A 22,929-nucleotide genomic window follows, 5' to 3' on the forward strand; every position below is an offset into this window, starting at 1 on the left:
TGACCGCAGAGGGCATCGCCGACGCGAGGACCATCCCCGCGCCTGCGGGGCCGACTCCGGTGTCCGGCGCTTTTCGACAGGCGGATGAGGACCATCCCCGCGCCTGCGGGGCCGACACGAGTCCATCCGCACGGAGGAGTGCGGTCGCCGGACCATCCCCGCGCCTGCGGGGCCGACCACGGCCACCTCGAGGCCCTGGCCGGGGCGCGGGGACCATCCCCGCGCCTGCGGGGCCGACTTCGACGAGGCGGCCGGTGCGGTCCATCGCGCGGGACCATCCCCGCGCCTGCGGGGCCGACAGGTCGCGGAGTTCGCGGTCGAGGGTTTCCGTGGGACCATCCCCGCGCCTGCGGGGCCGACGTCGCTAGGGCCCACATGCACTCGATCGGGGGGGGACCATCCCCGCGCCTGCGGGGCCGACATTTCCGACAGCGCCGTGATCACCGGGAGACCGGGACCATCCCCGCGCCTGCGGGGCCGACGACCTCGTCGGCGGTCTGCTCGTCGACCTCCCGGGACCATCCCCGCGCCTGCGGGGCCGACACTGGATGACCTGGGGTCCTACCGGCAGGTAACAGCGTTTTTGATCGGTTGCATTTTGCCACCCATGCGTCGTCTTCGGCGGGCGAATCTCCGCAGACATCAAGGTGGTTCATCCGGGCGCCGGCCTCCGTGTCACCCGCATCGGACGCTGGTCACCGACGCACGAGTGGGCGTGGCCGGTCTCCCGACTCGACACGCGGTGGTAAGAACGCTGTCGGCCGGGGATTTCGCGTGCCGCGCTGTGAGGTGGTGGCGATGTGGGTTCGGGAGTCAGGTTCCGAGCCAGGTGACCTGGGTGATGTAGATGCACTCCCGGCGGGGAACGGTGAGGTACTCGAAGAGGAGGTTGCGAGCCGGGTCGCTGTGGGTGCGGACGCCCGGGCCGGTACCCCGGAAGTCGACCCCGTCGAGGTAGACCATGGAATTGACCGTGGCCAGATCGGCGGCCGCCTTCTCGACGGCGGCCAGGACCTCGGGCGGTAGGCCCGCGGCGACCTCGTCGAGACTGGGCAGCCATTCCCAGGACCAGTCACTCACCGGCGATCTCGCGGTGCGCCTCGGCACGCAGGCGGCCGATCTCCGTACCCGCCTCCCGGATCTCCTCGGGGTCGTGCGACCGGGCCACGACGCGCTCCAACTCCCGCAGCCGCCGGGCGAGGGCGGGACGGCGCTCGATCGCCACGAACACCGCCCATTTCCGCAGGAACAGCCGCACCGCGTTCGGTTGAAGGTTCTCGGCGACCCAGTCCAGCGCCTCGTCCTCCTCCTGCTGGAACTCCGGCAGATACGTCGGACTCAACACCGCCACCGCCTCACGAAGCGCCCGAATCTTCAAGGGCGGCATCGCAAGCAGCGGCTCGTCGCCCCACTCGGCATGCTCAGCGGTCATGTCCTCCTCCTCCACCACCCAGTCAACCAGAACCGACCCGCACACACCCTCGACCACCACAGGACCGGAGCCGGTACGCCCGACGAACCGACCGCACCCGAAGCGCGAGACCACGTTCCACACCCGGCACACCCGCGTCACCGGGCCGAACTCCCTCACGACCTCGGAACGAGGGTGGTGACCTCGTCCACGACATTCGGACGGCAGCCGTTCGGCACGTCGGACACCACCCCAACCGGGCGCCGATTCGAACGCCGAGGAGCGTGGTGAGAGGACGACGAGCACGACGTGACCGCTGTCGAACGAACGGGACGCCCATACGAAGCCAACGCCGAGTTCTGCGCGCAACCGCCGGCTGGTGGGTACATCTCACGTTCGGAAGCATCCCCGCGCCTGCGGGGCCGACCGGTTCGGCGATTTGCGGTGCGTCTCGAACGGCGAGCAATCCCCGCGCTCGCGGGGCCGACATCACGTACGCGGCGGAATCGAGCGTCATGTCGGGGCAAACCCCGCGTTCGCGGGGCCGACACTGGATGACCTGGATGTCTACCAGCGGATAACGGCTTTTTCGTTCGGTTGCATTTTGCCACCTATGTGTCGTCCACGGTGCGGTGAACCTCCGGCGATTCCACCGTAGTTCACCCGACGGACCGCGCGAGGTGCGTGTCGAGCGGCGGTCGATCCGGGTCGGCCGAGGGTCGCGGCCGTCGGCGTCGGCTCCACCCACGCGGAAGTCGGCGAGTACCGGCGGCGCGTTGCGTACGCGGGCACCGCGAACGTCGAAGAGCCGAATCCCCGCGCTCACGGGGCCGATCGTGGCGCCACGCGCCGCGATGCACCCACCGGGGGAGCATCCCCGCGCTCGCGGGGCCGATCCATCCGGCGGGCGAGATCCTCGACCACCCGGAGGAGCATCCCCGCGCTCGCGGGGCCGATCTGAAGATGGCCTCGCGCAGTCGCCGGGCACCGGGAGCATCCCCGCGCTCGCGGGGCCGATACGCTCGCCTACGCTCATCTCCAGGCCATGGCGGGAGCATCCCCGCGCTCGCGGGGCCGATCGTTCGGGTCGTCCGTGACGAGGATCCCGGCCAGGAGCATCCCCGCGCTCGCGGGGCCGATCTTGCGCTGGAACACCACGGGGAGCGCGCCGAAGGAGCATCCCCGCGCTCGCGGGGCCGATCCGAGGGTGATGCGAACGGTGTCCCTCGAGGTCGGAGCATCCCCGCGCTCGCGGGGCCGATCCGTACCGGGTCCGCACCAAGTTCAGCCAGTGGGGAGCATCCCCGCGCTCGCGGGGCCGATACCCGCCGGCCAGCCCGTCGCAGGACCTCCGGCGGAGCATCCCCGCGCTCGCGGGGCCGATGCCGGGTGGCATCCGCACATCCACGCGATCGTGGGAGCATCCCCGCGCTCGCGGGGCCGATACTGGATGACCTGGGTGTCTACCAATGGGTAACGCCGTTTTTGTTCGGTTGCATCTTGCCACCCGTGTGTCGTCCGCAGCGGAGGCGAACCTCCGGCGACTCCAAGGTAGTTCACCCGACGGCTCGCGCGAGGTGCGTGTCGAGCGGCGGTCGATCCGGGTCGGCCGAGGGTCGCGGCCGTCGGCGTCGGCTCCGTCCTCGACGCGGACGTTGGCGAGTACCCGGCGGCGCGTTGCGTACGCGGGCGCGGAGAACGTCGAGGAACCGAATCCCCGCGCCTGCGGGGCCGACGGCCGTACCTGCCACCGAGCAGGATCACCCCAGCCGCGCGAGGTCGACGCCGAGTTACACCCGTGCGCGGCCCGCAGAGGAACATCCGAGGGCGACTCCACCCTCGACGCCGACGCCGGAACAAGCCCGCCGGTGCGCGGCCGACGACCGGACCTCGAGGACGCCCGTTCCTCCACGGACCAACTCCGCGCTCGCGGAGCCGACCGGTACATGCCCTGCGTTCGCTTGGACGACCGAGGAGAATTCCCCCCGCCTTCGCGGGGCCGACGCGTCGTACACGTCGACTGGCCCCGTTCCGCCGGGAACATCCCCGCTCCCCGCTTGCGCGGGGCCGACTCATGTAGGTGGTGGGGCCGACTCCGCGATGCTCCCCGCTCCCCGCTTGCGCGGGGCCGACTTCGCACGGGCGTCCTGTCCGAACGGAATCGGCCCCCGCTCCCCGCTTGCGCGGGGCCGACCCGCGACGATCAGGTACGTGCCGCGCACGGTCGCCCCGCTCCCCGCTTGCGCGGGGCCGACTACTCGGGTGCGCAGATGGTGACGGTGCGGGCGCCCCGCTCCCCGCTTGCGCGGGGCCGACGCTGGATGACCTGGGGTTCTACCAGTCGGTAACAGCGTTTTCGTTCGGTTGCATCTTGCCACCCATGCGTTGTCCACGGCGAGATGAACCTCCGGCGACACCACCGTAGTTCACCCAACGATCCTCGGCGCTCGTCGAGCGGCGACTGATCCGGGCCGACCGGGCATCGCAGCCATCGACGCCGACTCGGCCCTCGACGCGGACGTCGACGAGCGTTGGTGGCGCGTTCCGTACGCGGGCGCCGAGAACGTCGAAGAACCGAATCCCCGCGTTCGCGGGGCCGACGTCGTGGCGCTCCGCCTCGACCAGCGCCGCGCGGGACCATCCCCGCGTTCGCGGGGCCGACTAGTGGCTGCGGGCCGCATACAGCGCGAGCCCGGGACCATCCCCGCGTTCGCGGGGCCGACCGGTCACGCGCGGTTTGGTGTCGCCGGCCATCGGGACCATCCCCGCGTTCGCGGGGCCGACTGCGGGTCCTCTGACCTGGGGAAACGCAGGAAGGGACCATCCCCGCGTTCGCGGGGCCGACGGCCGGTACGAGTCGGGGGGCGGGAGGGGTCTGGGACCATCCCCGCGTTCGCGGGGCCGACTTGCCGTCGCCCGACGACATCGGCCAGATCATCGGACCATCCCCGCGTTCGCGGGGCCGACGATCCGCAGGTCGGCCCCCAGATAGTGCTGCGAGGACCATCCCCGCGTTCGCGGGGCCGACGCTGGATGACCTGCGGGTCTACCAGTCGGTAACAGCGTTTTCGTTCGGTTGCATCATGCCACCCATGTTGTCGTCCATGGTGAGCTGAACCTCCGGTGACACCACGGTAGTTCACCCGATGGTGCCCCTGTCGGCGTGCTTGAGGGTTCGCGGCCCGTGGCTAGCGATAGTGCCACCAGCGACCGGGTGATCCATCCCCCTCCAGTCAGCCGCTGCTTGAGGACCCCACCGAGGGATTGCGGATCGCGGTCGTCGACATGGGTGACGTAGGTCAGAGGGCGGGTGATTTCGGTCGGGTGCTTATCGGCTGGCGCCAATCCCGTGGAGACTAACGGTCCTGGACGTAGCCAGGTGCATTGCGCGGGCGTACAGGCCCGGTCCGTAAACGCGGCGAGCGTAGTCGCTGCCAGCGAACTCGTTCGTAACCGCGACCACGCTCGGGTCCTCGACCGCGGCCCGGCGCATCTCGGCCAGGAGCGGGGCGGGAATCAGGTCGGGGTCGGGCAGGCCGTCGCCGTTGCGCCCGGGGTCGACCGGCTCTGCAGCGGGCTCCGGGAGTCGGTGATCCGCGTCCGCCGGCTCGGTTGGCTCGGTTTGGCGGGGGATCTCGACCGCTCGGGCAAACGCGTCCGCGACCTCGGGCGGCGGTCCGACCGGGGCCTTGTCGACGAAGTGGTCCCACTCGCGGTGCCGCGCCGCGGCTGCGGCGCGCGAGTCCCGCCACAGTTCGAGGGCATGGTCGCGTTGCTCGAGAGTCACCCACATCGTGGCGGCGCCCTTGATCCGGCCGGCGAGCAGACCCGACGGGCGCCGGACGCGGGAGGGAACTTCGCCGCCGACCAGGTCGAGCCAGGCCATCACCAGGTCGGCGGTCCAGCCGGCGTCGGCGAGGGCGCGGGTGACCCAGGCAATCCGGGGCACGGCCGTGCGCTGCAACCACGGCACACACGCCACGAGTTCGGTCGCGAGGCGAAACCGCGCCCGGTAGCGGTTGGGGCCGCATTTCGCGGCCAGCTTCGGTCGCCGTTCGTTCCTGTCACCTTCGACCGAGACGCCGTGTTTCCCGCCGTCGAGCCGTTCAGGGGGAGATACATGTTCGGCAGCAGAAAGCCTTTGAGAACCAGAACCCCATGGGGTCCCGCCATTTCGCGCGGTGCCCGGTCGACGACGCAGCCTGGCACGGCGTGTGCCGCGTGGAGCGACGCGGCGGGCGAGACGCTTGATCGCGCGGCGCCCGGCCGCCGTCCCGATCCCGACCATCCGCCGACGAACACCCCCACCAAGGACGCGAATCGACAGGGCCCTGTCGAACATGGTGGGGATCACGCGCTCCCACACCGTCGCCCGGCACTCGCCCCCGGCGGAGCGGCCGCCCTCGACGACGTAGACGAGAAGCCCGGCCGCGCGCAACGCCGCCAGGTGCCGGCATACCGCGCTTTTGGACATACCGGTCTTGTTCACCAGGTACTGGATGCCGGGGCGGCACTCCGGGAACGCCGCCAAGACGTGGCCGATCCGCATGGTGTCGTTGGTTAGGCCCGGGATGTGCATGTCGATGGCCCATCGCACGGCTTGGAGCCAGGTCGTCGGGTCAGCGATGCGGCTCGTGGTGTCGTACACCGTTTGGGCTGGGCCGCCCGGAACGGGGCGGAAGTCCGTGACTTTGCAGCGCGGCTTGTAGGGGCCGCGTGTTCGGGAGCGTTGCGCACTCGGCACGGTGTCTGGGATTACCGGGCCGCCTGTGTCGGGATTTGCAGCCGACGATGTGCGGGCGTTCGAAGCGGTGAGTTGGGTCTCTGTGGGCATGCTGACGCGACAAGACGCGCCCCTGTCATGCAAAATGACAGCGTCCTCTCTACAGAGGGCAGATCAAAGCCCCCTGATGGGCGGTTTTGGTCCCTGGGAAGAACCGGTATTGCCTGATCGGCCGGCTGCAACCGGCGGGTCAGACCTCGCTCAGGAGCGAGAGCTGTATGTGGGGACGTAGGCCCGCAGCGTTGGCGCGCTGCGGGGCCCGCGTCCCGGGCAGACCTAGCCGCCCAGCGCGTCTATGTCATCCGCTCCCATCACTGCAGAGGTGCGCCCGAGACGGGTGCAGACGGGACCCGATCGCCGGATACGCGATCGGAAGCTCATGAGCCCTCGCCGACGTGACCAAGTCACCGTCAAGGCGGGGGCTTTGTCGTTGGAGCCCGGAAATGACACAGGACCATCGATGGTCGAAGGCGTTGCAGGGCAACACGGTGGAGCTGCCTGGGCGACGTGTGGATGGTCGACGCGGCGGGGTGCTGTGTGTACACGGATGTGTACGGGTACTCTCATCGTGCATTGCCACCTTGTAGTGAAGGTGTTGCGACGTAGTGCGGTGCCCCTTGTAGTGAAGGTGCATCGTGCGGCGTGTGCGGGCTACGCCCGTCAAGAGCCCCCGTGTGGACTTGTCCAAGGTCCTGGGGGCTCTTTGCTGTCCCGTGCGGGAAAGCGAACCCACCTTACCGCTACAGAGGATCACTGAACGTGCGTTGGCGCGCCGTGTTATTCGGTGGGACGCAGCGAGGCGACGGCCGCCTGGGGCCGAGGTGTGGGCTGGAACCGGTGGCCACACTACGCGAGTTAGCGGATCGGTCCTCGGTGCCTCCCACCGCTCGCATAACCGCTCGGATTGCCAACCCGGATGATCCCCGTCCACTGCCAAGCACCCTGTTGTCGCCACGGTCGTAAGCCTACGAGCGGGCTCCGAAAACCCATGTGCACACGGGGATGTTGGAAACCCGTGAATGAGCTTCGGCAAACCCACCACGATCGGTTGAGCAGGTATCACAGCGCGATCGCCTACATCGGCTCTACAGGGGTGGCGGTCTTCAGAGCCAGCTTGGGGCCGACGTTGCGGACGAGCCCGGCTGCGCGTTGGAACAGAACACCGCTGCGGCGTTTATCGAGGTCCACGGTGCGGATGTGGTCGAACCCTCTTTCGCTGTAGTAGGCGTAGAGGTCGCGGTTGTCTCTCCAAGCGTCGAGACGCAGCCATCGTTTGTCCTGGCTGCTCGCACGCTGACTTGCCCAGTCGAGCATGCTGGATCCTAGTTCCGAGCCACCAGCGTCTCGTCGAACGACCATGCGGTGGACGTACAGTGCCGGTTCGGCTGCCTCGTCCGGTCGCCAGAAGTCTCCATCTGCGTGCTCATCGACAGTGATGGTCGCGATGGGAACGTCGCCGTCTTCGACGATCCAGCACTCTCCCTGTGCGATGTTCGCCTTGATGCGTTCGAGGCGAGGTGGGTACTGCCACTGGTCGATGCCGCGGGTGCGCAGCCAACTGGCCGCGTGTTCCCAGAGTTCCACGACGGTGTCCAAGTCCTGCGCTGTGGCGGGCCGGATCGTGGGCTCGGGGAAGTCGAGGGGTGGCTTGTGTCGCTCGAACGTGATGACGTGGCGGTCCCCGGGCAGGATGTTCGTGACTACCCGGACCGGCGTCCCGTCCTGGGTGTAGCCGGTGCACAGATGTACGGCCACGGGGGTGCCCGGCGCGAGTTGCAGGCGGTCCGCCTCGGCCGGTGTCGGCATCCGCACCTGGATCTCGTCGAGCGCCCGCACCTGCTCGTAGCCCAACTCGGCAAGCACCACGTTTGCCCCGCGTGGGATGTCCGCCGGGCGCATGATCTCGCTGTCCTGTACCAGCCGCAGGGGAAAGTGGCTGTCGTTCGTATTGAACGGCACGTTGTCGATCACCCGAACCCGGCGCCGCACGACGACCGGCTCATCCTCGGTCAAGCGCAGCCGCTCCCGCACCTCGCGCGACGGACTGACGACAGCGACCTCGATGTCCTGTCGGGCTTCCCGACCTTCTTGCGCCATTTGAGCGAGAAAGTTATCCATTTCGGGAGAAAGCGGACGCTTTCGGAATTCCGACTGTGGCCGATACACCATTGGCTTCCGGGCGCGGACGAAGTGCCCGCGCGGGCGATCGCTGAAGATCAGGCCCTCGTTGATTAGGACCCGCAGCCCCTGCACCGCCGTGCTGCGCGTGGTGTCCCACTCCATCGCAATCTCGGCCTCCGTGGGCAGGCGAGCGCCCGGCCCGAGCGTCCCCTCGACGATCTCGTCGCGGATCCTGTCGGCGATCCGCTGATAGAGGGCTCGGGGCCTGCCGCTGATTGCCATGGTGAATAACTACCTCCGAGATCAATGAGTAGTCAATATAGGTGAACCCCTTGACCGCCGCTCGCTCTCGGTGTCAGCATCTGTGCATCGGGTATTGAGTAGTCAATCTACTTCACCTAGGTGATCCATGTCTTCGCGGTCTGGCGTCCTGCCACCGGAACCATCCCCGTCGGGATGGCGCCGGGAGTGGGACTTCGGTCCCAGCACCAGCACGGATGCACAGCATGTAGCAGGTAGTCGCCCGCCTTGTGCGGTCGTTGTGGGTCGATGGCACCACCAAATCCCCCGGCGCTCGCGACTCCCCGCGTGTACGACGTCGCAGCGCCGTTGCGCTGTCTGTCCACCAGGACGCCGGTACGTCCGTGCGGCCTGGTGGGCGGAGAGAGCACTGAGACGCATCCCCATCTCCTCCTCGCAAGGAGCCTTTGGTGACCCTTTCTTCCGTGGCCGTGGCCAAGCAGCGTCCGACGAAGACCCGCAGCAAGCGACAACCGAGCACGCGACCGGCGTTGGCCGTGTCGACCCTGCATCCCACCGCCCTCGACCTCAGCCCCGGCAAAGAGCACCTGGTCTGCCCGGACTGCGCGACCTGGACTCCGATCACCGGGGTCCGCAGCACCCCCCACCTGGTGCCGCATCACATCGAGCCCGCCGGAACGCCCGGCCCGCCGCGACGCTGCATCGGCACCAACCGGCGCCTCATCCTCGACATCACGGTGGCCCGGTGGCAGCGGCGGTTCACCGAGGGCGGCGTGGAAGCTGCGGCTCGCCGCAGCACGAAGGTGCTGCCCAAGCCGGTCGCGCCCGTCGCTCCGCCAGTGAGCGAGATGCGACCCGCCCGACTGTCTCCCGTCCCCGCCCGCCGGGCCTACCTCGCCCATCGCGACGCGTGCCCGGCCTGTACCGACACCGCGCACTGCACACTCGGCGCGACCCTCGCCACCACCCTCCTGCGGCTCCTCCGCCAGGAGCCGGAGCGCCGTCGAGGTGCCGACCTCATCGAGGAGTTCGCCCGGGAGGTTGCGGCGCGGCGGGCCCGGCAGGAACCGCGGCGGCGGTCGGCCGAGTGGGTCCGCGTGTCCCGGTCCGTCGACCGCGTCGACGAGGCGCGGCGGCAGCAACTGTCCTCCGGTGGCGCGCCCTCCTACCACCGGGCCTGACCACGCGCACCGGCTGGCGGATCTCCGGGTCCTCCACTGTCGGGACCCGACGTCCGATCATCGACCCTCGCCCCGTCCGCATGGCACCACGCGGGCGGGGCGTTGCGCGCCGTCCCACATCCTCGCCGCCGGAGTTGCCGTCCGCGTCCCGCCCGCATTGCACCACGCGGCGGGGCGCGGCCGGGAGCGCCGGACCGCCGACGCCCTCCCCTGTATAGGAGCGGCACACATGCACCAGCACATCACCAAGTTGACAGCGATCACCGCTGCCGTCGCCCGGCACGGGGCCGTCGTTGTCGGCGGGGCCGGCGGCGCGCTGATCGGCTATTCCGCCGTCGGCAGCCTGCACGCACCCGAACTGCTGCGGATCGCGCTCGCCGGCCTGGCCGGCATCTGGATGGCGATCACCCTGGACGAAGCCGCGATGCGGGCCTCGGCCGCGCTGCGACGACGCAGCGGACCCGACGCCGATCCGCAGACATGGCCGCCGGCGGACCTGGACGAGGCTCTTGCCCGGGTGACCCGGATCGCCTCCGACGAGCGTCTGCGCGCGGCCGAGCGCGAGGCCGCGTTCTTCGCTCGGATCCACCTCGACGCCGGCAATGCGTGGCTGGGCGAAGCGTGCCGCTGGCAGGGACATCGCGAGGGTGGTGCCAGCCTGCATCTGGCCCCGGGTGTCCGCCTGGTCTGGCATTCCGCCGCCGATGCGGAGTACCCGGAGGCCTTCACCGTGGCGACCGGCGGCTCGATCGTGGCGCCGGTCGCCAACGCCGAACAACTGCGGACGCTGCTGGAACAACTGGCTCGACACGGCGAGATCGGTGCCGGCACGAGCAGTGGGACCGGCATCTCGTACTGGGAGGCCCTGGTCTGATCCGCAGGCACCCGCCGGGTCGTCCGGCATCCCGATCGCGCGCCCGGGCGGTGACCGTCACCCGCCCGGGCGCCGCGCATCCCACCCACCGAAAGGACCCGCACATGAGCAAGCTCGCCACCGCCGCCCCGGACGAGCCCGAGCCGGGCTGCCCGCTCCTGCTCGGCATGCTCGCCACCACCGGCCGACCCGTCTACGCGATCGTCGACACCACCAGGCCCAACCCCACGCCCTCGCGCGGAACGCCCGGTCCCGGCCGCGTCGACCGCGCGCTGCTGGACCGGATGATCGACCGCCGCCGCCGCCGCGGCTCCGGCCCGCGCCGCCCGTAACCCCAGCACCTATGAGGGCCGACACCGAACGCGGTGTCGACCCTCATGGCCGCTGGACACCACGGCCAACACACAGAAGCGGTCGCCGGGATAGAGGCCCGACGACCGCGAACAGGCCCAAACCTGAAGGGAATCGCGCCTGTGCACCCCATCATCTCATCCACGCGAAAGCCCCAGCCCGACCCCCGGCCGGATGACCGCCCCGACGGCGGCCAGATCGACATGAACGAGGCGCTGCGCCGGGTCAAGGCGACCGCCGCTCGCCTCCGGGCGGAGAAGCAGTCGTGACCGCCGCTGAGCGCGCCGAACTGATGCGCCGCCTGCGGGACGCGAACCGGCGGTCCGAGGAGGCCGCACGTCTGGCACAGGAGCTGGGTCGCCCCGACGCCGACTCGTGACATTGCCCCAGCCCACAGGACACACAACCCGGCCACGCCCTCCGTGGCCGGAGAGGAGACCGTATGGACTGGCGTCACGTCGCCGCCTGCCGCGACGAGGATCCCGACCTGTTCTTCCCCGTCGGCAACACCGGCCCCGCCCTGGTCCAGATCGAGGAGGCCAAGGCGGTCTGCCGCCGCTGCCCCGTGATGGAGCACTGCCTGGGCTGGGCCCTCGCGTTCGGTCAGGACGCGGGTGTGTGGGGCGGGTCGAGCGAGGACGAGCGTCGCGCTCTCAAGCGTCGCGCCGCCCGCAACCGCGCCTCGGCCTGATCGTTCGCGCGGCGGTGAACCGGCCCGGGGCAAAACCGCCTCGGCCGGGCGGGCTGACCCGGCCGACACCGTCGCGCCCCACCGACAACCGCCCGAGAAGGGCACTCCGCCGACGAACGCCGCGGGCCGATGCCCCAAGCAACGGCCCACGGCTCGGCACCCCCTGCAGGACAGACCTGAGGAGATCACCGTGGACACCAGCATGCCCGGGCCGGACGCCCGGCACATCAACCCCCGATCCACCGTCACCAGCCGAGCTGCGATGGCCGCCCGCCTCGACGCGCTCCTCGACATCCCGATCGAGCTGTTCGACGGCATGCCCGGCACAACCACCGCCCGGGCCCGCGACTTGCTCGACATCGACCCCTACATCGCCATCCGCGCCCGTGCCCTGATGAACACCGTCATGCACGGCCGCACCCGCGACACGGACACGATCCTGCTCGTCGTCGCCTCCCCCGAACTGACAACCGAGCACATGGACCGCGTCGCCTGAACACACCACGCACCCCCATCGGCCCCCGGCCGACGGCTGCCCATACCGCTGCGACCCCACCATGCCGGGGTCGCAGCGGTATGGAGAGTCGGAACACGCAAGCCCGCCGGGCCGCCTGCGGAACGACCGGCTCCTCCAACCGATTTCGATCTCGTCCCGGGGCCGCCGCGCGGTTCCGACCAGGGAGGAACGCGATGACCGACGACACGACCGAGCGCATCACCTACACCGCCGACGTGGTGTGCATCCGCGACGGCCACGTCCTGCTGATCACGCGGGGCTGGCCGCCCCATGAGGGACGGCTCGCGTTGCCGGGTGGGTGGGTGGATCCCGGCGAGACGAGCCTGTCGGCGGCCGCGCGGGAGTTGTGGGAGGAGACCGGCGTTCGCGTCGACGTGGAGGACCTGGTCCTGGTCGGTGTCTACGACGACCCCGAGCGCGACCCGCGCGGCCGGTACGTCTCGGCCGCCTACACCGTCACCGTCCCCGCCGACACCACCGCCCGGGCCGGGGACGACGCGGCAGCAGTGCAGTGGGTCCGGTTCGACCGCCTGCCGCAGGAGTTGGCGTTCGACCACCGCCACATTCTGGACGACGCCTTGAGCGGGCCGCGTTCGGCCGCCCACGCCTGACGATCGGCTTCCCGCAGACGGCCGCAGCCAGCCGATGTGAACAACCAGGAGAGTGGCCACCCGAAGCGGGTGGCCACTCTCCCCTTTTAAAGAGGGAGGACGGCGCATGGTTGCCCGTCGCGACACGAAGAAGCCCACCGCCGTGCCTCGTTCGCGCATGCACCCCGCCGACGCCCGGCCGCCGGATCGACCCGCCACGGCCGGCACGGCCGGGGCACCGGCGGGCCGTCCGGCCGAGGTGGCGGCTGGCCCGGATCCGCTCGCCCTGTTGGCGAACGCCCGCGACCGCGCGGCCGACCTGGTCGACCTGGCTGGCTACCGCGCCGATCGGCTGCTCGCCGAGGCCGAGCAGAACGCCGAGACCACCATGACCGAGGCACGCCACCTGGCCGACGTGGCGCTGGCCGAGGCGGATCGGACCACGCGCGAGACGGCGGCCGAGGTCGGCGCAGCGCGAGAGCAGGCTGGCGAGATCCTGGCCGCCGCGACCGCCGAGGCGACCCGTGTCCGCGAGAGCGCCCAGGCCCAGGCCCGCCAAGTGCTGACCGCCGCCGGAGCCGAGGCCGAACGCCTGATCGCCGACGCCCGCATCCGCGCTGCCGATGCCGAGAACCGCCACGAGCGGGCCCTGCGCGCCGCGCAACGCATCGGCGACGAAGCCGAGCGCGAGGTGCGGGAGATGCGGGATGCGGCGACGCGGGCCCGTGTGCTCGTCGACCGGCAGTTGGCGGACGCGCGACTGGTGGTGGATCGCACGCTGGAGGACGGTACGGCGGCGGCGCGGAGCATGCGTGACGATGCCGCGGCGTACGCGGCGCGGGTACGGGACGAGGCGGAGACGGCCGCAGCCCGGACCCTGGAGGACGCGCGGGAGGCGTGGGCGCGGGCCGAGGAGTCGCGGCGCGAGCACGCGGAACGCGCCGAGCGCCAGGCCGAGGCGTTGGCGAAGGTGCGCGAGCACGCCGAGCGTGAGGCGGCCCGCCGGGTCGAGCAGGCACTGCGGTCCGCGAACGCGCAGGCCGAACGCGAACGCGCCGAATCCGTCGGCAGGTCGACCGACGCCGAACGCGCCGCAGCTGCCGATCGTGAGGCGGCGCGGCGGGCCCGCGCCGACGCCGAGACCGCCCGTGATCGGGTGTTGGAGGGCATCGGCGCCCGGATGGACCGGGTCAAGGCGCTGCGGCGCCTGGACACGACGCTGTCCGTCGCGCTGGTCGCGGTGGGGCTCGGGGCGCTGGCGTTCACGTGCACGAACGTGACGTTGTTCGCCATCGATCACGGCACCCCGTCGGTGATCGCGTGGCTGTTGGACCCGGTGGCGTCGATCGCGCTGGTCGCGATCCTGGTCACCGACGGCACGCTGATCCGACACGGTGCCACCGACCGCGCTTCCGGGGCGGCGACGTTCCTGCGGTTGTTCGCCGGGTTGGCGACGTGGGTGATGAACGTGTGGCAGAGCGTGTGGCCGGACGGCGGGTTCGGGGTGCCGACGCATCCGGACCCGGCGGGCATCGTGCTGCACTCGGTGCCGCCGCTGCTGCTGATCGGGTTGGCGGAAGCGGCCACCGTCTACCGCAGGCGGATTGCGGACCTGCTTGCGCAGGCGACTCGGGAGGTCGCCGACGGCGTGCACACCGCCGTCGCGAGCGCGCTTCCCGGCGCGCTTCCCGAAGGTGCCGCGACACCGCTTCCCGGGCACGTGTCGAAGCCGCTTCCCACACCCGCCGCCGACCCGCTTCCCGCACGCGGCGGCGCTCCGCTCACCACGGGCGGCGAAACGCCGTTCGACCCGCGCGGGAAGCGCCCGGGAAGCGCCGCCGAAAGCACCTCGGGAAGCGGCCGTGGAACCGCCACGAGAAGCGGCGCGGAAGCGGGCCCGGCGCGGCGGCGGGGAGCAGGCCGGGAAGCGACACCGGCGGGTCGTCGGGAAGCGGTCGGGAAGCGCGCTTCCACGACTCCCGTGAACGGAACCGGGAAGCGCACGGCGGAGACCGGGGAGCGCACCCACGAGGAACTCGTGAGCGCGGCCGTCGATCTCCTGGTCCGGGAGAAGGGCCGCCTGCCGCTGCGGGAAGCGCCCGCCCTCCTCGGCGTCCGCTACGACCGGGCCAAGGCCGCCGTCGAGGACGCACGAACCCGACTGGCCGAGGCGGGTATCGACCCGGCCGCCTGAACCACCACCGGTGGTCGACTGCTTTGCCGGTCGTTCCGGACGCCCCCGCGCCCGAGACGACCGGCATGGACGCCGACGACACCCGTTCCCACACCGCACCCGCGCCTGCCGTGTGCCGGTTTGCCCGCGTGCATCGAGAAAAGGACCCTCGACATGGCTGACGAACAGCCCTACTGGACCTCCGATCAGCTGCTGAACCCGGAGGCGATGCGGGTCTACACCGAGCAGATCCGCGCGATTTTCCGCGACCACAAAGCCGAGTTCCGCAACCTCGGCGACGAGGTCTTCGGCGACTTGGTCGCCGACCCGATGCCCGAGGACAACCCGGCGCAGGCCCGGCTCCATGCCTGGCAGGTGGCCCGGATCCTGCGCCGAATGGAGCGCCACACCCAGGCGGTCGTGGCGCTCGCGAGGCAGCTGGACGCCACCTATCAGCGGGTGTACGTCGAACTGCCGCGCAAGCGCCAGGCGAAGGCGGCGCAGCGGGCGGCGGCGAAGGAGTTGCACGCCGAACGGCGGGCGCGGCAGGCGGTTCCGCAGGCGCGTCCGGGGCGGGAGGAACTCGTTTCCCCGGATGCCGAGGTGCCCGCGTTCGATCTGTTCCGGGGGTCGAGGTGAGCCGGTCGGACGAGGAGATGCGGCTGCGCAGGGCCAGGCATTGGAACGGTCGGCAGAAGGCTGCGACGAGTGATCGCGAGCTCGCGGACGTGATGGTCGACCGTGCGAAATCCGCCGCCGTGAAGGCCGAGAGACGCGGCGACAAACAGGCCTGGTACTCGCTCGCGCAGACCCTCGACGCCTGGTGTCGCGAACACGAGGCGTGACGGGCGAACGTCAACGACAACGTCAATCCCCACGCCCCGGCTCTGCTTTCCCGGGGTCCAACCTGCGCGTGCGTCGTGCGCGCGCGAGGCTCCCACGTTCGGTCACTGTCCGTCAACTCCGAGAGGAGGGTGAAATGAGCGACTCCGACGGCGGCAACGGCCCTTCCGGCACGCCCGGCGGTGTTCCCAACAATGTCGTCGAGTTCCCGAGGGTCGGGTTTCGCCCGTCGATCGACGCACCCCCGAACGCGCCGTCCGAACCCGCCGATCCCCCGGCCGCCGAAGGCTCCGAACCGGCGGGTCGGGTGTGGCCGACGCCGCGTGGCCGGGGCCGGTTGATGCGCCCGCCCGCCGTGTTGCCCACGCCCTTGTCCACCCCCGCAAGGCCGGCCGATGCCCCGGTCGGCGAGGCCACCGAACCTGCCGGCCATCCGGAGACGGCGGACGCGCCGGGACGCGATCTGGCGGCGATGTCGATGGTCTCGGTGGCCGGGGTCTCGGTCGCCGCGCTGCGCGGCACCCACCACCTCGCCGGCTGGCTCCAGGCCAAGCACAGCGAACGCCGCGAGGCCAAGACCGACAAGACCAACGCGAAGAACGGCGAGCAGGGCGCCAAGTCGAAGCGGAAGGCGCTGGCGTCGTTGGCGTCCAAGTTCGAACGCGGCACCGGTACCGGCGTCGGTGGTGGTGGTTCGGTGCGGCGGTCGTCGGGCGCGGGCAGTGGTGCGTCGTCCCCGCGATCGGGTGTCCCGGGTTCGGGAAGCGGGTTTGCGGGGCGGGGTACCGCGGGCGCGTCGGGGGCCGGGGGCAAGAGCCCGAGGAAGCGCGGCGGATCGTCCGGCGCGGGGTCGAAGTCGGCCGGCTCGTCCCGGTCCGGGTCGGGGCGTACCCCCAACTCCCGGTCCGGTGGTGGTGGTCAAGCCTCTGCTCCCAAGGCCGCCGGTGGCGGCGGTGGCAGGTCCGGCCCGGGACCGGGGAAGTCGGGTGGTACCGGCGGCTCGTCGGGTGGCCGCGGATCCGGTCCGCGTGCCGCCCTCGGCGGCCTGGCCCGTGGGGCCAAGGCCCTCAAGTCCTCCTCCGGCAAGGCCGCGTCGGGCAAGGACGCCGCGAACGGCGGGGCTGGCAAGTCGGATTCGGCCGGCCCCGGGAATCGGGGCGGCGGACGCCGCCGGGGCCGTGCCCGACCGAAGCCCCCGTCGCGGAAGACCCGGGTCGCCGGCGCCGCCACGCGGCGCCGGGATCGCTCCGATGCGGACCGGGCGGGCACCGAAGGACGCAAGGGGGCCGAGGGTTCGAAGAGGAGGGTCTCGCCTCGGTCGTCCGCCCCCGGGTCCGGTGCCCGCTCCCGCGACGGGTCCGACGAGCGCGGGCGCAACGCCCCCAAGGGATCGCCCCGCGCGAGGAAGGCGGCGGACGCGCGCCGGGAACGCGCGGCCAGGCGACACAGGGGTCGGACCGGCGGCCTGGCACCGGAGAGCAGGTACCGCAGGCGGCTGGGCGTCCCCGAAGGCGAAGGAGCCTCCAATCCCCCGAAGGGGTCGCGCAGGTGGCGTTGTGCGCGGGGCCGAACCTGGTTGCGCACGCGGCCGATTCCGACCGTGTGGAAAGCCGCCCGCACAGCCCGGATGGCGGACCGCGACGGCGCGCCGCGCGGGTTGTCCCGGTGGGCGCGGATCAAGGCCCGCGGACGGGCCCTGCGCGCCCGTCCGCCGGTCGTGATCGTGGTCGTCGCCGGCGATGCCGAGGACACGACGACGGGAAACGCCCGGAAGAGTACGCCGAACACGGCGAGGAATCGGGTCTTCGACCGGTCGACCAAGTACGAGGCGGCCCAGGCACACACCCCGAAGTACACAATCTCCGGGAACACGTCGCCCCGAACCACGCCGCCACCGCCGCCGCGTGTGGATCCGGGGCTGGTGCCGCCGAGGACGCAGCGTCCGCCGAGGCGGCAGCCCGTGAAGGCGAAGACCACCGAACCCCCCAAGCCCTCACGGGTCGAACAGCCACCCGGCACACCGGTGCCCGAGTATTCGTACGAGCGGCGCGAGAACCTCCAGCGCGACACCCTGCGCAACGGAGCGGAACAGTCGAAGAGCCCGACACAGTCGGCTCCCACCGGCTCGACCTCGATCGACCCCACCGCTCCCGAGTCCGCCGTGGCCGGTGGGTTTCCCGTCCGTGCGCGGCGGGTTCGGCCGGTGGTGCCGCCGCTGCTGCGCCTGCGGCACTACTACGACTACCGGCTGGAACGCGAGCCGGACCCCACCCCTCCCCCGCCTCCACGGCCCGTCCGGGCGGCGATCACCGCCGGGCCGGTCACGAAGGGAACCCGCATGCCCGCACCCGCACACCGCCGTGCCGCCCTCGCCCCTGCGGGCGCCGACACGGACCTGACCATCTACGACCTGATCGACGCCGACCGCGACACCGCGAGCGAGATCCTCGACCGCGTCGACGAAGCCCGCAAGGTCGCCGCGTGGGCGGCCGCGCTGCAGGACCGCCTGGACCAGCTCAAGGCCAACGTCGCCCAGTTGAAGATCCCCGGATCCCTGAGCGGCAACGTCGTTCGCCTGCTGGAGCAGGCCGAGTCGCTGAAGTCCGCCGCCGACGACCTGGTCGCCGCGCTGCCCCGCGCGTCCGAGGCGATCGCCACCGCGGCCGCCAACGCCTCCGCCCGTCACCGCAATCCGGCCGACCGCGCCCGCGACCTCGGACACCGCGCCCCCGCCGAAGCCGTCTACCACAAGGGATAGCCCATGTCGTCCGAACTCGTTCCCGTCACCGCCGCGGTCGTCGCCCCCACCGGCGACGGCGCCCACCACGACGACGTCGTGCGCCAACTCGAAGACGCCGCCGCCGGAATGCGCCTGCTGTCCGAGGCGATCACGACCACCTTCGCCGGCATCGACGACGCGGCGTCGAGCGTGTACCAACTCGCCGAGACCGCCGCCGCCCTCAACGTGGACACCTCCACCCTGGCCGACCACCGCGACGCCGCCGCCGTCATGCGCGCCGCCCACGGCCAGGCCGACCACCTCGCCTCCAAAGCCCAGGACATGGCGGTCCTGTTCGCCCGGACCGCCGACGAGCACAGCGCCGACTACGGCCCCGTCGACGAGGCCGTCAAGGCCATGCCCGTGCCCATGGCCGACCGGTCCTTCTACGCCAACCGCTGACCCGACCGACCGACGACAGCAAGGAAGAGAGCCCCCGCCGTGTTCAAGCACGCGTTCGCCCGGGCCCGCGACACGGCGGGCCGGGCCGGCACCCTGGCCGGCGCCGCCATCCTCACCGCCTCCACCCTCGACGCCCAGGCCGCCCTCTACGGGGCGCCCGCAGCCCTCGGCGTCGCGGCGCTGGGGGCGCTGACCCTGCGCCCCTGGCGCGAGAGCGTCCCCGCCGAGATCACCGTCCTGTACATGACGCCCGCCACGCTCCTGCTGATCGAGGCCGGGACGTTCCGGCTGATCCCCGGAACCCACTGGGGCGAGGCCCTGTTCGCCGCGATCTGGGCCAGCGCGACCTGGTGGGTCCGCCCGTCCCTGGTCGCCCACGCCCTGGCCGACATCGACCCGCCCACCACCGCATCCACCAAGGCCGAACAGGCCTGCGTCGCCCTCGAACTCGCCGCCACCCCCGCCGAGCGTCTCGTCGCCTGGTGGGCCGCGGCCGTCGCCTGCGACGGCGGCGCGGCGCCGGGCACCCACCTCGAATACCCCGAGGTCGACGGACCCTGCGACTTCGCGGCCGAGATCGTCGCGGACGTGCGCGGCGTGCCCGTCCCCGACATCCCGCTCGCGAAGCTCTCCGCGCTCACCGACATCCCGCTCGACCTGATCACCGTCGGCCCGGTCCCCGGCTGCGGCGCCGGCCGCAAACATCTCACCGTCGGCACCCGCCGCCGCGAGCAGGACGACGACATCCAGGCCCGGTGGGAACGCCAGGTCGCGTCCAAGGCCATGCCCGGCTCGGTCATCACCCACATCCGCTACGGCTCCACCAAACACACGGGAGAGATCGCGTCGTGACCCTCACCCCCATCCCCGGCGTCGACACCGACGTCGACGTCGTCGAAGTCCACGTCGAGGTCCCCGCAGGCGGGGTCATCAGCTACGACCTGCGGCGCCTGTGCACCGCCCTGGGCGTCCTCGACCCCGCCTGCCTGGCCGTCGAGACCGACGGCCTCAACCGCGCCCTGATCACCGTCTACAAGAACCCGCCATTGGCCGACATGCCGCACGCCGTCGGCGAGGACCTCGTCATGGACGACCGCGGCTACATCACCGTCGGCCGCCACCACGACGGCCGACCCGCCCGCATCCGCCTGTACGAACCCGGGTCCGGCGCCCAACGATCCGTCATGTTCGGCACCACCGGCGCCGGCAAGTCACGTTCCCTGCAACTGCGCCTGGCCGCCGAGAAACGCTCCGGGATCGTGTCCTGGCTCGCCGATCTCAAGGGCGGCCAATCCGTCCCCGAGGCGAAGGACAACGTCGACTGGCACACCACCAGCCAGGAAGGCGCCATCCTCATGCTCCTGGCGGCGGTCGCCGTCATCGAGGAACGCACCCGCCGCTACGCGGCCATGGGCCGCTCCTACTTCGCCATCGACGACCCCGACCCCCTGCTCGTCGTCCACATCGACGAGGCGAACAGGCTGCTCGAGAAGGGCGCCCCCTACCGCGACCTGGCCGCCTTCCTCTTCAAAGAAATCGGCAGGACGGGCCGCTCCGTCGGCGTCGGCGAGGACGCGGCCGCCCAGGCCGGACACGTCGACGAACTCGGCGGCTCCGACACCCTCCGCGCCATGCTCAAGGAAGGCGAAGTCACCCTGCTGCGCTGGTCCAGCAGCATGATGGCCTCCCTCGTCTCCGACGGCCTCCTCCCCGCCGGAGCACAACTCGCCGTCATCCCCAAACTCACCGGACCCCCGCGCCTGCGCAGCCGGTTCGACCCCGACGACGACACCACCGCACCCACCTCCACCGCGGGCACCGCCTACCTCCTCAACAGCGAACGACCCACCGCCGTCATGCGCCACTTCCGCGTCGGCAGCCTCACACCCGTCGACGGCCTCGACCCGTTGATCCTCGAGCTGTACGGACCCGGCGAACCCCGCCGCCTCGAGGAAACGTCGTGGGAAGCGGCCGGGGAGGCCTACACCACCCGCCACGAAGAGGAGATTCCCGCCCACCTCATCGCCCAACTCACCGGCGAGGACACCGGCGACGACGGCGACGACGGTGAGGTCGACGAGCGCGGCACGACCCGCAAGAAGAAGCAGAAGACGAACGGCCTGCGCATCCCCAAAGCCGCACCCACCACCGCGCCGCCACCCACCGTCAAACCCACCATCGCCGCGCGCATCCTGCGCGCCCTGGAGAACGGGCCACTCAGCCGCGCGGACATCGTCGCCGCCGTCAACACCGACGGAGGCGACGAAGTCACCCCCGGCAGCATCGCCACCAACCTCACCACGCTCACCCGCAAAGGCCACGCCACCAACCCCGAACGCGGCATCTACACCCTCGCCGACTGACCCGGCCCTGCCCCCACGGTCCGGCCGCCGCCCCACACCGGGCGCGGCGACCGGCGCCGCGGGCGCACGACCCACCCGAACAGACCCCGACCAACCCATCCCCACAACGGGAGTGATCCGGCATGCCCGCAAACAACCGAACCCGCCGAACCCGCCTGGCACGCGGGGCCGTCGTCGCCACCGGCGCCCTCGTCCTGGCCCTCACACCCGCCGCCGCGTACGCAGCCGACACCACGAAGTCGTCAGTCGCCGGAACCGGCGGCAGCGCCGTGTCGATCACCACCGGTGTCCTCGCCGTCGCCACCGCGCTCTACCTCGCCTACCGACGCGGCACGGTCCTGCTGGTCCTGCTCGCGATCGCCGCCGGAGCGATGCTCTCCGGCACCTCGTTCGCCGCGACGCTGTCCGACCTGACCGACCACCTCGCCCACGCCGTCGTCGACGCCGTGACGGCCGCCCTCTCCTGACCGGCCGATCCCCATGCCCCCGGACCCCGGGGGCGTGGAGAACGACCGCCACCACAGTCCCTGTCGCGGACCGTGCCGGTTCACCCGCCCCCCACCACCGAACCCGAACGGGGATACCTCATGCCTCGAAGCGTCAACCGCGTCTGGACTCCCGACCGGATCGCCGCCGAGATCGACGGCCTGCAGGCCTCGGCCGCCGCGAGCCGACGCCACCTCGACGCCGCCCGACGGCAGGCCGCCGACGGCAGGACCGAAGACATCCGCGCACAGGGCCGCGAAGCCGTGCCCCACTACGAGGCGAACCTCGCCGAATACGAGCGTCTGACCGCCGGCCTCCGACGCGGCGACAGCCCCCGAACGCTCGGCTACATCGACTGACCGCACCGTCGGCGGTTCCCGGCACCGAGCCACCAGGCCCGGACCGCGAGCCCGCCCTCGGGGCCGACCTCACCCGATCCCACCGACGCGGCCACCACCCCCGGGAGGCGGTGGCCCCGGCACGTTCGACCGCCGCCCACGGCCCCGGAACCCGCACCCCCGGGGCCGTGGAGGACGGCCGGCACCCCCGCCGCTCGCCCGACCGAACCCGAAACGGAGAAACATGTACGCCACTCCCACGACGAGCTACGGCTTCGAATTCACCATCGGCGACGAGTTCGACCTGGCCGACGTCCCCCTCTGCTGCGACGGCGACATGACCAGGATCGACGACGGCGCCGACTACCTCACGTACAAGTGCGGCATCTGCGAGACCACCGTCAGGGTGACGCGCAGCACCGAGCTGGTCTTCGACATCCACTGACCCGTCCCGGCCGCATAGCGACCGGGATCGAACCTGCCTCGGGCGCCGCACTCCACCGAGGAGCAGCGGCCGGTGCCGCAGGCCCGGGACGGCGAGCACACGAACGACCCCAACCCACGACGACGACAAGGAAGAAGATCCCTGTGTCCCACGAGCCCTGGGCCGACGACCGCATCCCGCCGCCGCCCGAACCCCTCGGACCCCTCGACGACGAGGACGAGGAGATCGGCATCACCCCGTGCCGCTGCGCCGGCGAGGGCTGTGATGCCTGCGACAACACCGGCGTCGTCTACCCCTGACGCCACCCCGTGACCGGATCC

Annotated in this window: 21 protein-coding genes and 2 CRISPR repeat arrays; of the genes, 17 read left to right on the forward strand and 4 right to left on the reverse strand. The window is 71.5% G+C overall.

Annotation, left to right across the window (positions count from 1 at the left end):
* Window positions 1-813: 813 nt before the first annotated feature.
* From EMA17_RS36610 to EMA17_RS36625, 4 genes are all read right to left on the reverse strand, one after another.
* Window positions 814-1,080 carry a hypothetical protein gene (locus EMA17_RS36610; RefSeq protein WP_126641501.1) on the reverse strand — a complete coding sequence of 89 codons (267 nt, stop codon included), beginning with the start codon at window positions 1,078-1,080 and terminating at the stop codon, window positions 814-816.
* Complete coding sequence (locus EMA17_RS36615; RefSeq protein ID WP_126641502.1) at window positions 1,073-1,432, reverse strand: hypothetical protein; 360 nt, start codon at window positions 1,430-1,432, stop codon at window positions 1,073-1,075. The genes EMA17_RS36610 and EMA17_RS36615 overlap by 8 nt, the downstream gene beginning before the upstream one ends.
* Before the next feature lie 786 nt (window positions 1,433-2,218).
* A CRISPR array of direct repeats spans window positions 2,219-2,857; the repeat unit is 28 nt; unit sequence GGAGCATCCCCGCGCTCGCGGGGCCGAT.
* Window positions 2,858-4,045: 1,188 nt separating this feature from the next.
* A CRISPR array of direct repeats spans window positions 4,046-4,439; the repeat unit is 28 nt.
* Window positions 4,440-4,739: 300 nt separating this feature from the next.
* Entirely contained in the window at window positions 4,740-6,059 is a 1,320-nt protein-coding gene (locus EMA17_RS36620; RefSeq protein WP_160161699.1) for a helix-turn-helix domain-containing protein, read from the reverse strand.
* A gap of 1,209 nt (window positions 6,060-7,268) precedes the next feature.
* The gene (locus EMA17_RS36625; protein WP_126641504.1) at window positions 7,269-8,597 is read right to left on the reverse strand and encodes a GNAT family N-acetyltransferase; all 1,329 of its coding nucleotides are present in this window, start codon (window positions 8,595-8,597) and stop codon (window positions 7,269-7,271) included.
* 428 nt (window positions 8,598-9,025) lie between these two features.
* Between EMA17_RS36625 and EMA17_RS36630 the strand changes: the two genes are divergently transcribed.
* The 17 genes from EMA17_RS36630 to EMA17_RS52160 all read left to right on the forward strand — a co-directional run bounded on the left by EMA17_RS36630 (window position 9,026) and on the right by EMA17_RS52160 (window position 22,908).
* On the forward strand, window positions 9,026-9,757 hold the full coding sequence (locus tag EMA17_RS36630; protein WP_126641505.1) for a hypothetical protein: 732 nt from the start codon (window positions 9,026-9,028) through the stop codon (window positions 9,755-9,757).
* 229 nt (window positions 9,758-9,986) lie between these two features.
* Window positions 9,987-10,631: a hypothetical protein gene (locus EMA17_RS36635; protein WP_126641506.1), complete on the forward strand. Its 645-nt coding sequence runs from the start codon at window positions 9,987-9,989 to the stop codon at window positions 10,629-10,631.
* A gap of 104 nt (window positions 10,632-10,735) precedes the next feature.
* Window positions 10,736-10,963 (forward strand): hypothetical protein, encoded by a 228-nt coding sequence (locus EMA17_RS36640; protein WP_126641507.1) that lies wholly within the window; start codon window positions 10,736-10,738, stop codon window positions 10,961-10,963.
* 461 nt (window positions 10,964-11,424) lie between these two features.
* Window positions 11,425-11,673 carry a WhiB family transcriptional regulator gene (locus tag EMA17_RS36645; RefSeq protein ID WP_126641508.1) on the forward strand — a complete coding sequence of 83 codons (249 nt, stop codon included), beginning with the start codon at window positions 11,425-11,427 and terminating at the stop codon, window positions 11,671-11,673.
* Between the two features lie 190 nt (window positions 11,674-11,863).
* The gene (locus tag EMA17_RS36650) at window positions 11,864-12,169 is read left to right on the forward strand and encodes a hypothetical protein (protein WP_126641509.1); all 306 of its coding nucleotides are present in this window, start codon (window positions 11,864-11,866) and stop codon (window positions 12,167-12,169) included.
* 194 nt (window positions 12,170-12,363) lie between these two features.
* Window positions 12,364-12,801, forward strand: coding sequence for an NUDIX domain-containing protein (locus tag EMA17_RS36655; protein WP_126641510.1), 438 nt, complete (start codon window positions 12,364-12,366; stop codon window positions 12,799-12,801).
* A gap of 106 nt (window positions 12,802-12,907) precedes the next feature.
* Complete coding sequence (locus EMA17_RS36660; RefSeq protein ID WP_126641511.1) at window positions 12,908-14,974, forward strand: coiled-coil domain-containing protein; 2,067 nt, start codon at window positions 12,908-12,910, stop codon at window positions 14,972-14,974.
* Window positions 14,975-15,127: 153 nt separating this feature from the next.
* Window positions 15,128-15,592 (forward strand): TraA-like protein, encoded by a 465-nt coding sequence (locus EMA17_RS36665; RefSeq protein WP_126641512.1) that lies wholly within the window; start codon window positions 15,128-15,130, stop codon window positions 15,590-15,592.
* Complete coding sequence (locus EMA17_RS36670) at window positions 15,589-15,798, forward strand: hypothetical protein (protein WP_126641513.1); 210 nt, start codon at window positions 15,589-15,591, stop codon at window positions 15,796-15,798. The genes EMA17_RS36665 and EMA17_RS36670 overlap by 4 nt, the downstream gene beginning before the upstream one ends.
* A 134-nt stretch (window positions 15,799-15,932) precedes the next feature.
* Entirely contained in the window at window positions 15,933-18,554 is a 2,622-nt protein-coding gene (locus EMA17_RS36675; RefSeq protein ID WP_126641514.1) for a hypothetical protein, read from the forward strand.
* Between the two features lie 3 nt (window positions 18,555-18,557).
* Window positions 18,558-18,977, forward strand: coding sequence for a hypothetical protein (locus tag EMA17_RS36680; RefSeq protein WP_126641515.1), 420 nt, complete (start codon window positions 18,558-18,560; stop codon window positions 18,975-18,977).
* Window positions 18,978-19,016: 39 nt separating this feature from the next.
* A complete protein-coding gene (locus tag EMA17_RS36685; protein WP_126641516.1) occupies window positions 19,017-19,829 on the forward strand; it encodes a hypothetical protein in 813 nt (270 codons plus the stop codon).
* Complete coding sequence (locus EMA17_RS36690; protein ID WP_126641517.1) at window positions 19,826-21,340, forward strand: transfer protein; 1,515 nt, start codon at window positions 19,826-19,828, stop codon at window positions 21,338-21,340. The genes EMA17_RS36685 and EMA17_RS36690 overlap by 4 nt, the downstream gene beginning before the upstream one ends.
* A gap of 122 nt (window positions 21,341-21,462) precedes the next feature.
* A complete protein-coding gene (locus tag EMA17_RS36695) occupies window positions 21,463-21,807 on the forward strand; it encodes a hypothetical protein (protein ID WP_126641518.1) in 345 nt (114 codons plus the stop codon).
* 120 nt (window positions 21,808-21,927) lie between these two features.
* On the forward strand, window positions 21,928-22,185 hold the full coding sequence (locus tag EMA17_RS36700) for a hypothetical protein (RefSeq protein ID WP_126641519.1): 258 nt from the start codon (window positions 21,928-21,930) through the stop codon (window positions 22,183-22,185).
* Between the two features lie 223 nt (window positions 22,186-22,408).
* Window positions 22,409-22,609 (forward strand): hypothetical protein, encoded by a 201-nt coding sequence (locus EMA17_RS36705; protein ID WP_126641520.1) that lies wholly within the window; start codon window positions 22,409-22,411, stop codon window positions 22,607-22,609.
* Between the two features lie 143 nt (window positions 22,610-22,752).
* A complete protein-coding gene (locus EMA17_RS52160; RefSeq protein WP_160161700.1) occupies window positions 22,753-22,908 on the forward strand; it encodes a hypothetical protein in 156 nt (51 codons plus the stop codon).
* Window positions 22,909-22,929: the final 21 nt, after the last annotated feature.

The sequence above is a fragment of the Embleya hyalina genome, from assembly GCF_003967355.1.
Lineage (GTDB): Bacteria > Actinomycetota > Actinomycetes > Streptomycetales > Streptomycetaceae > Embleya > Embleya hyalina.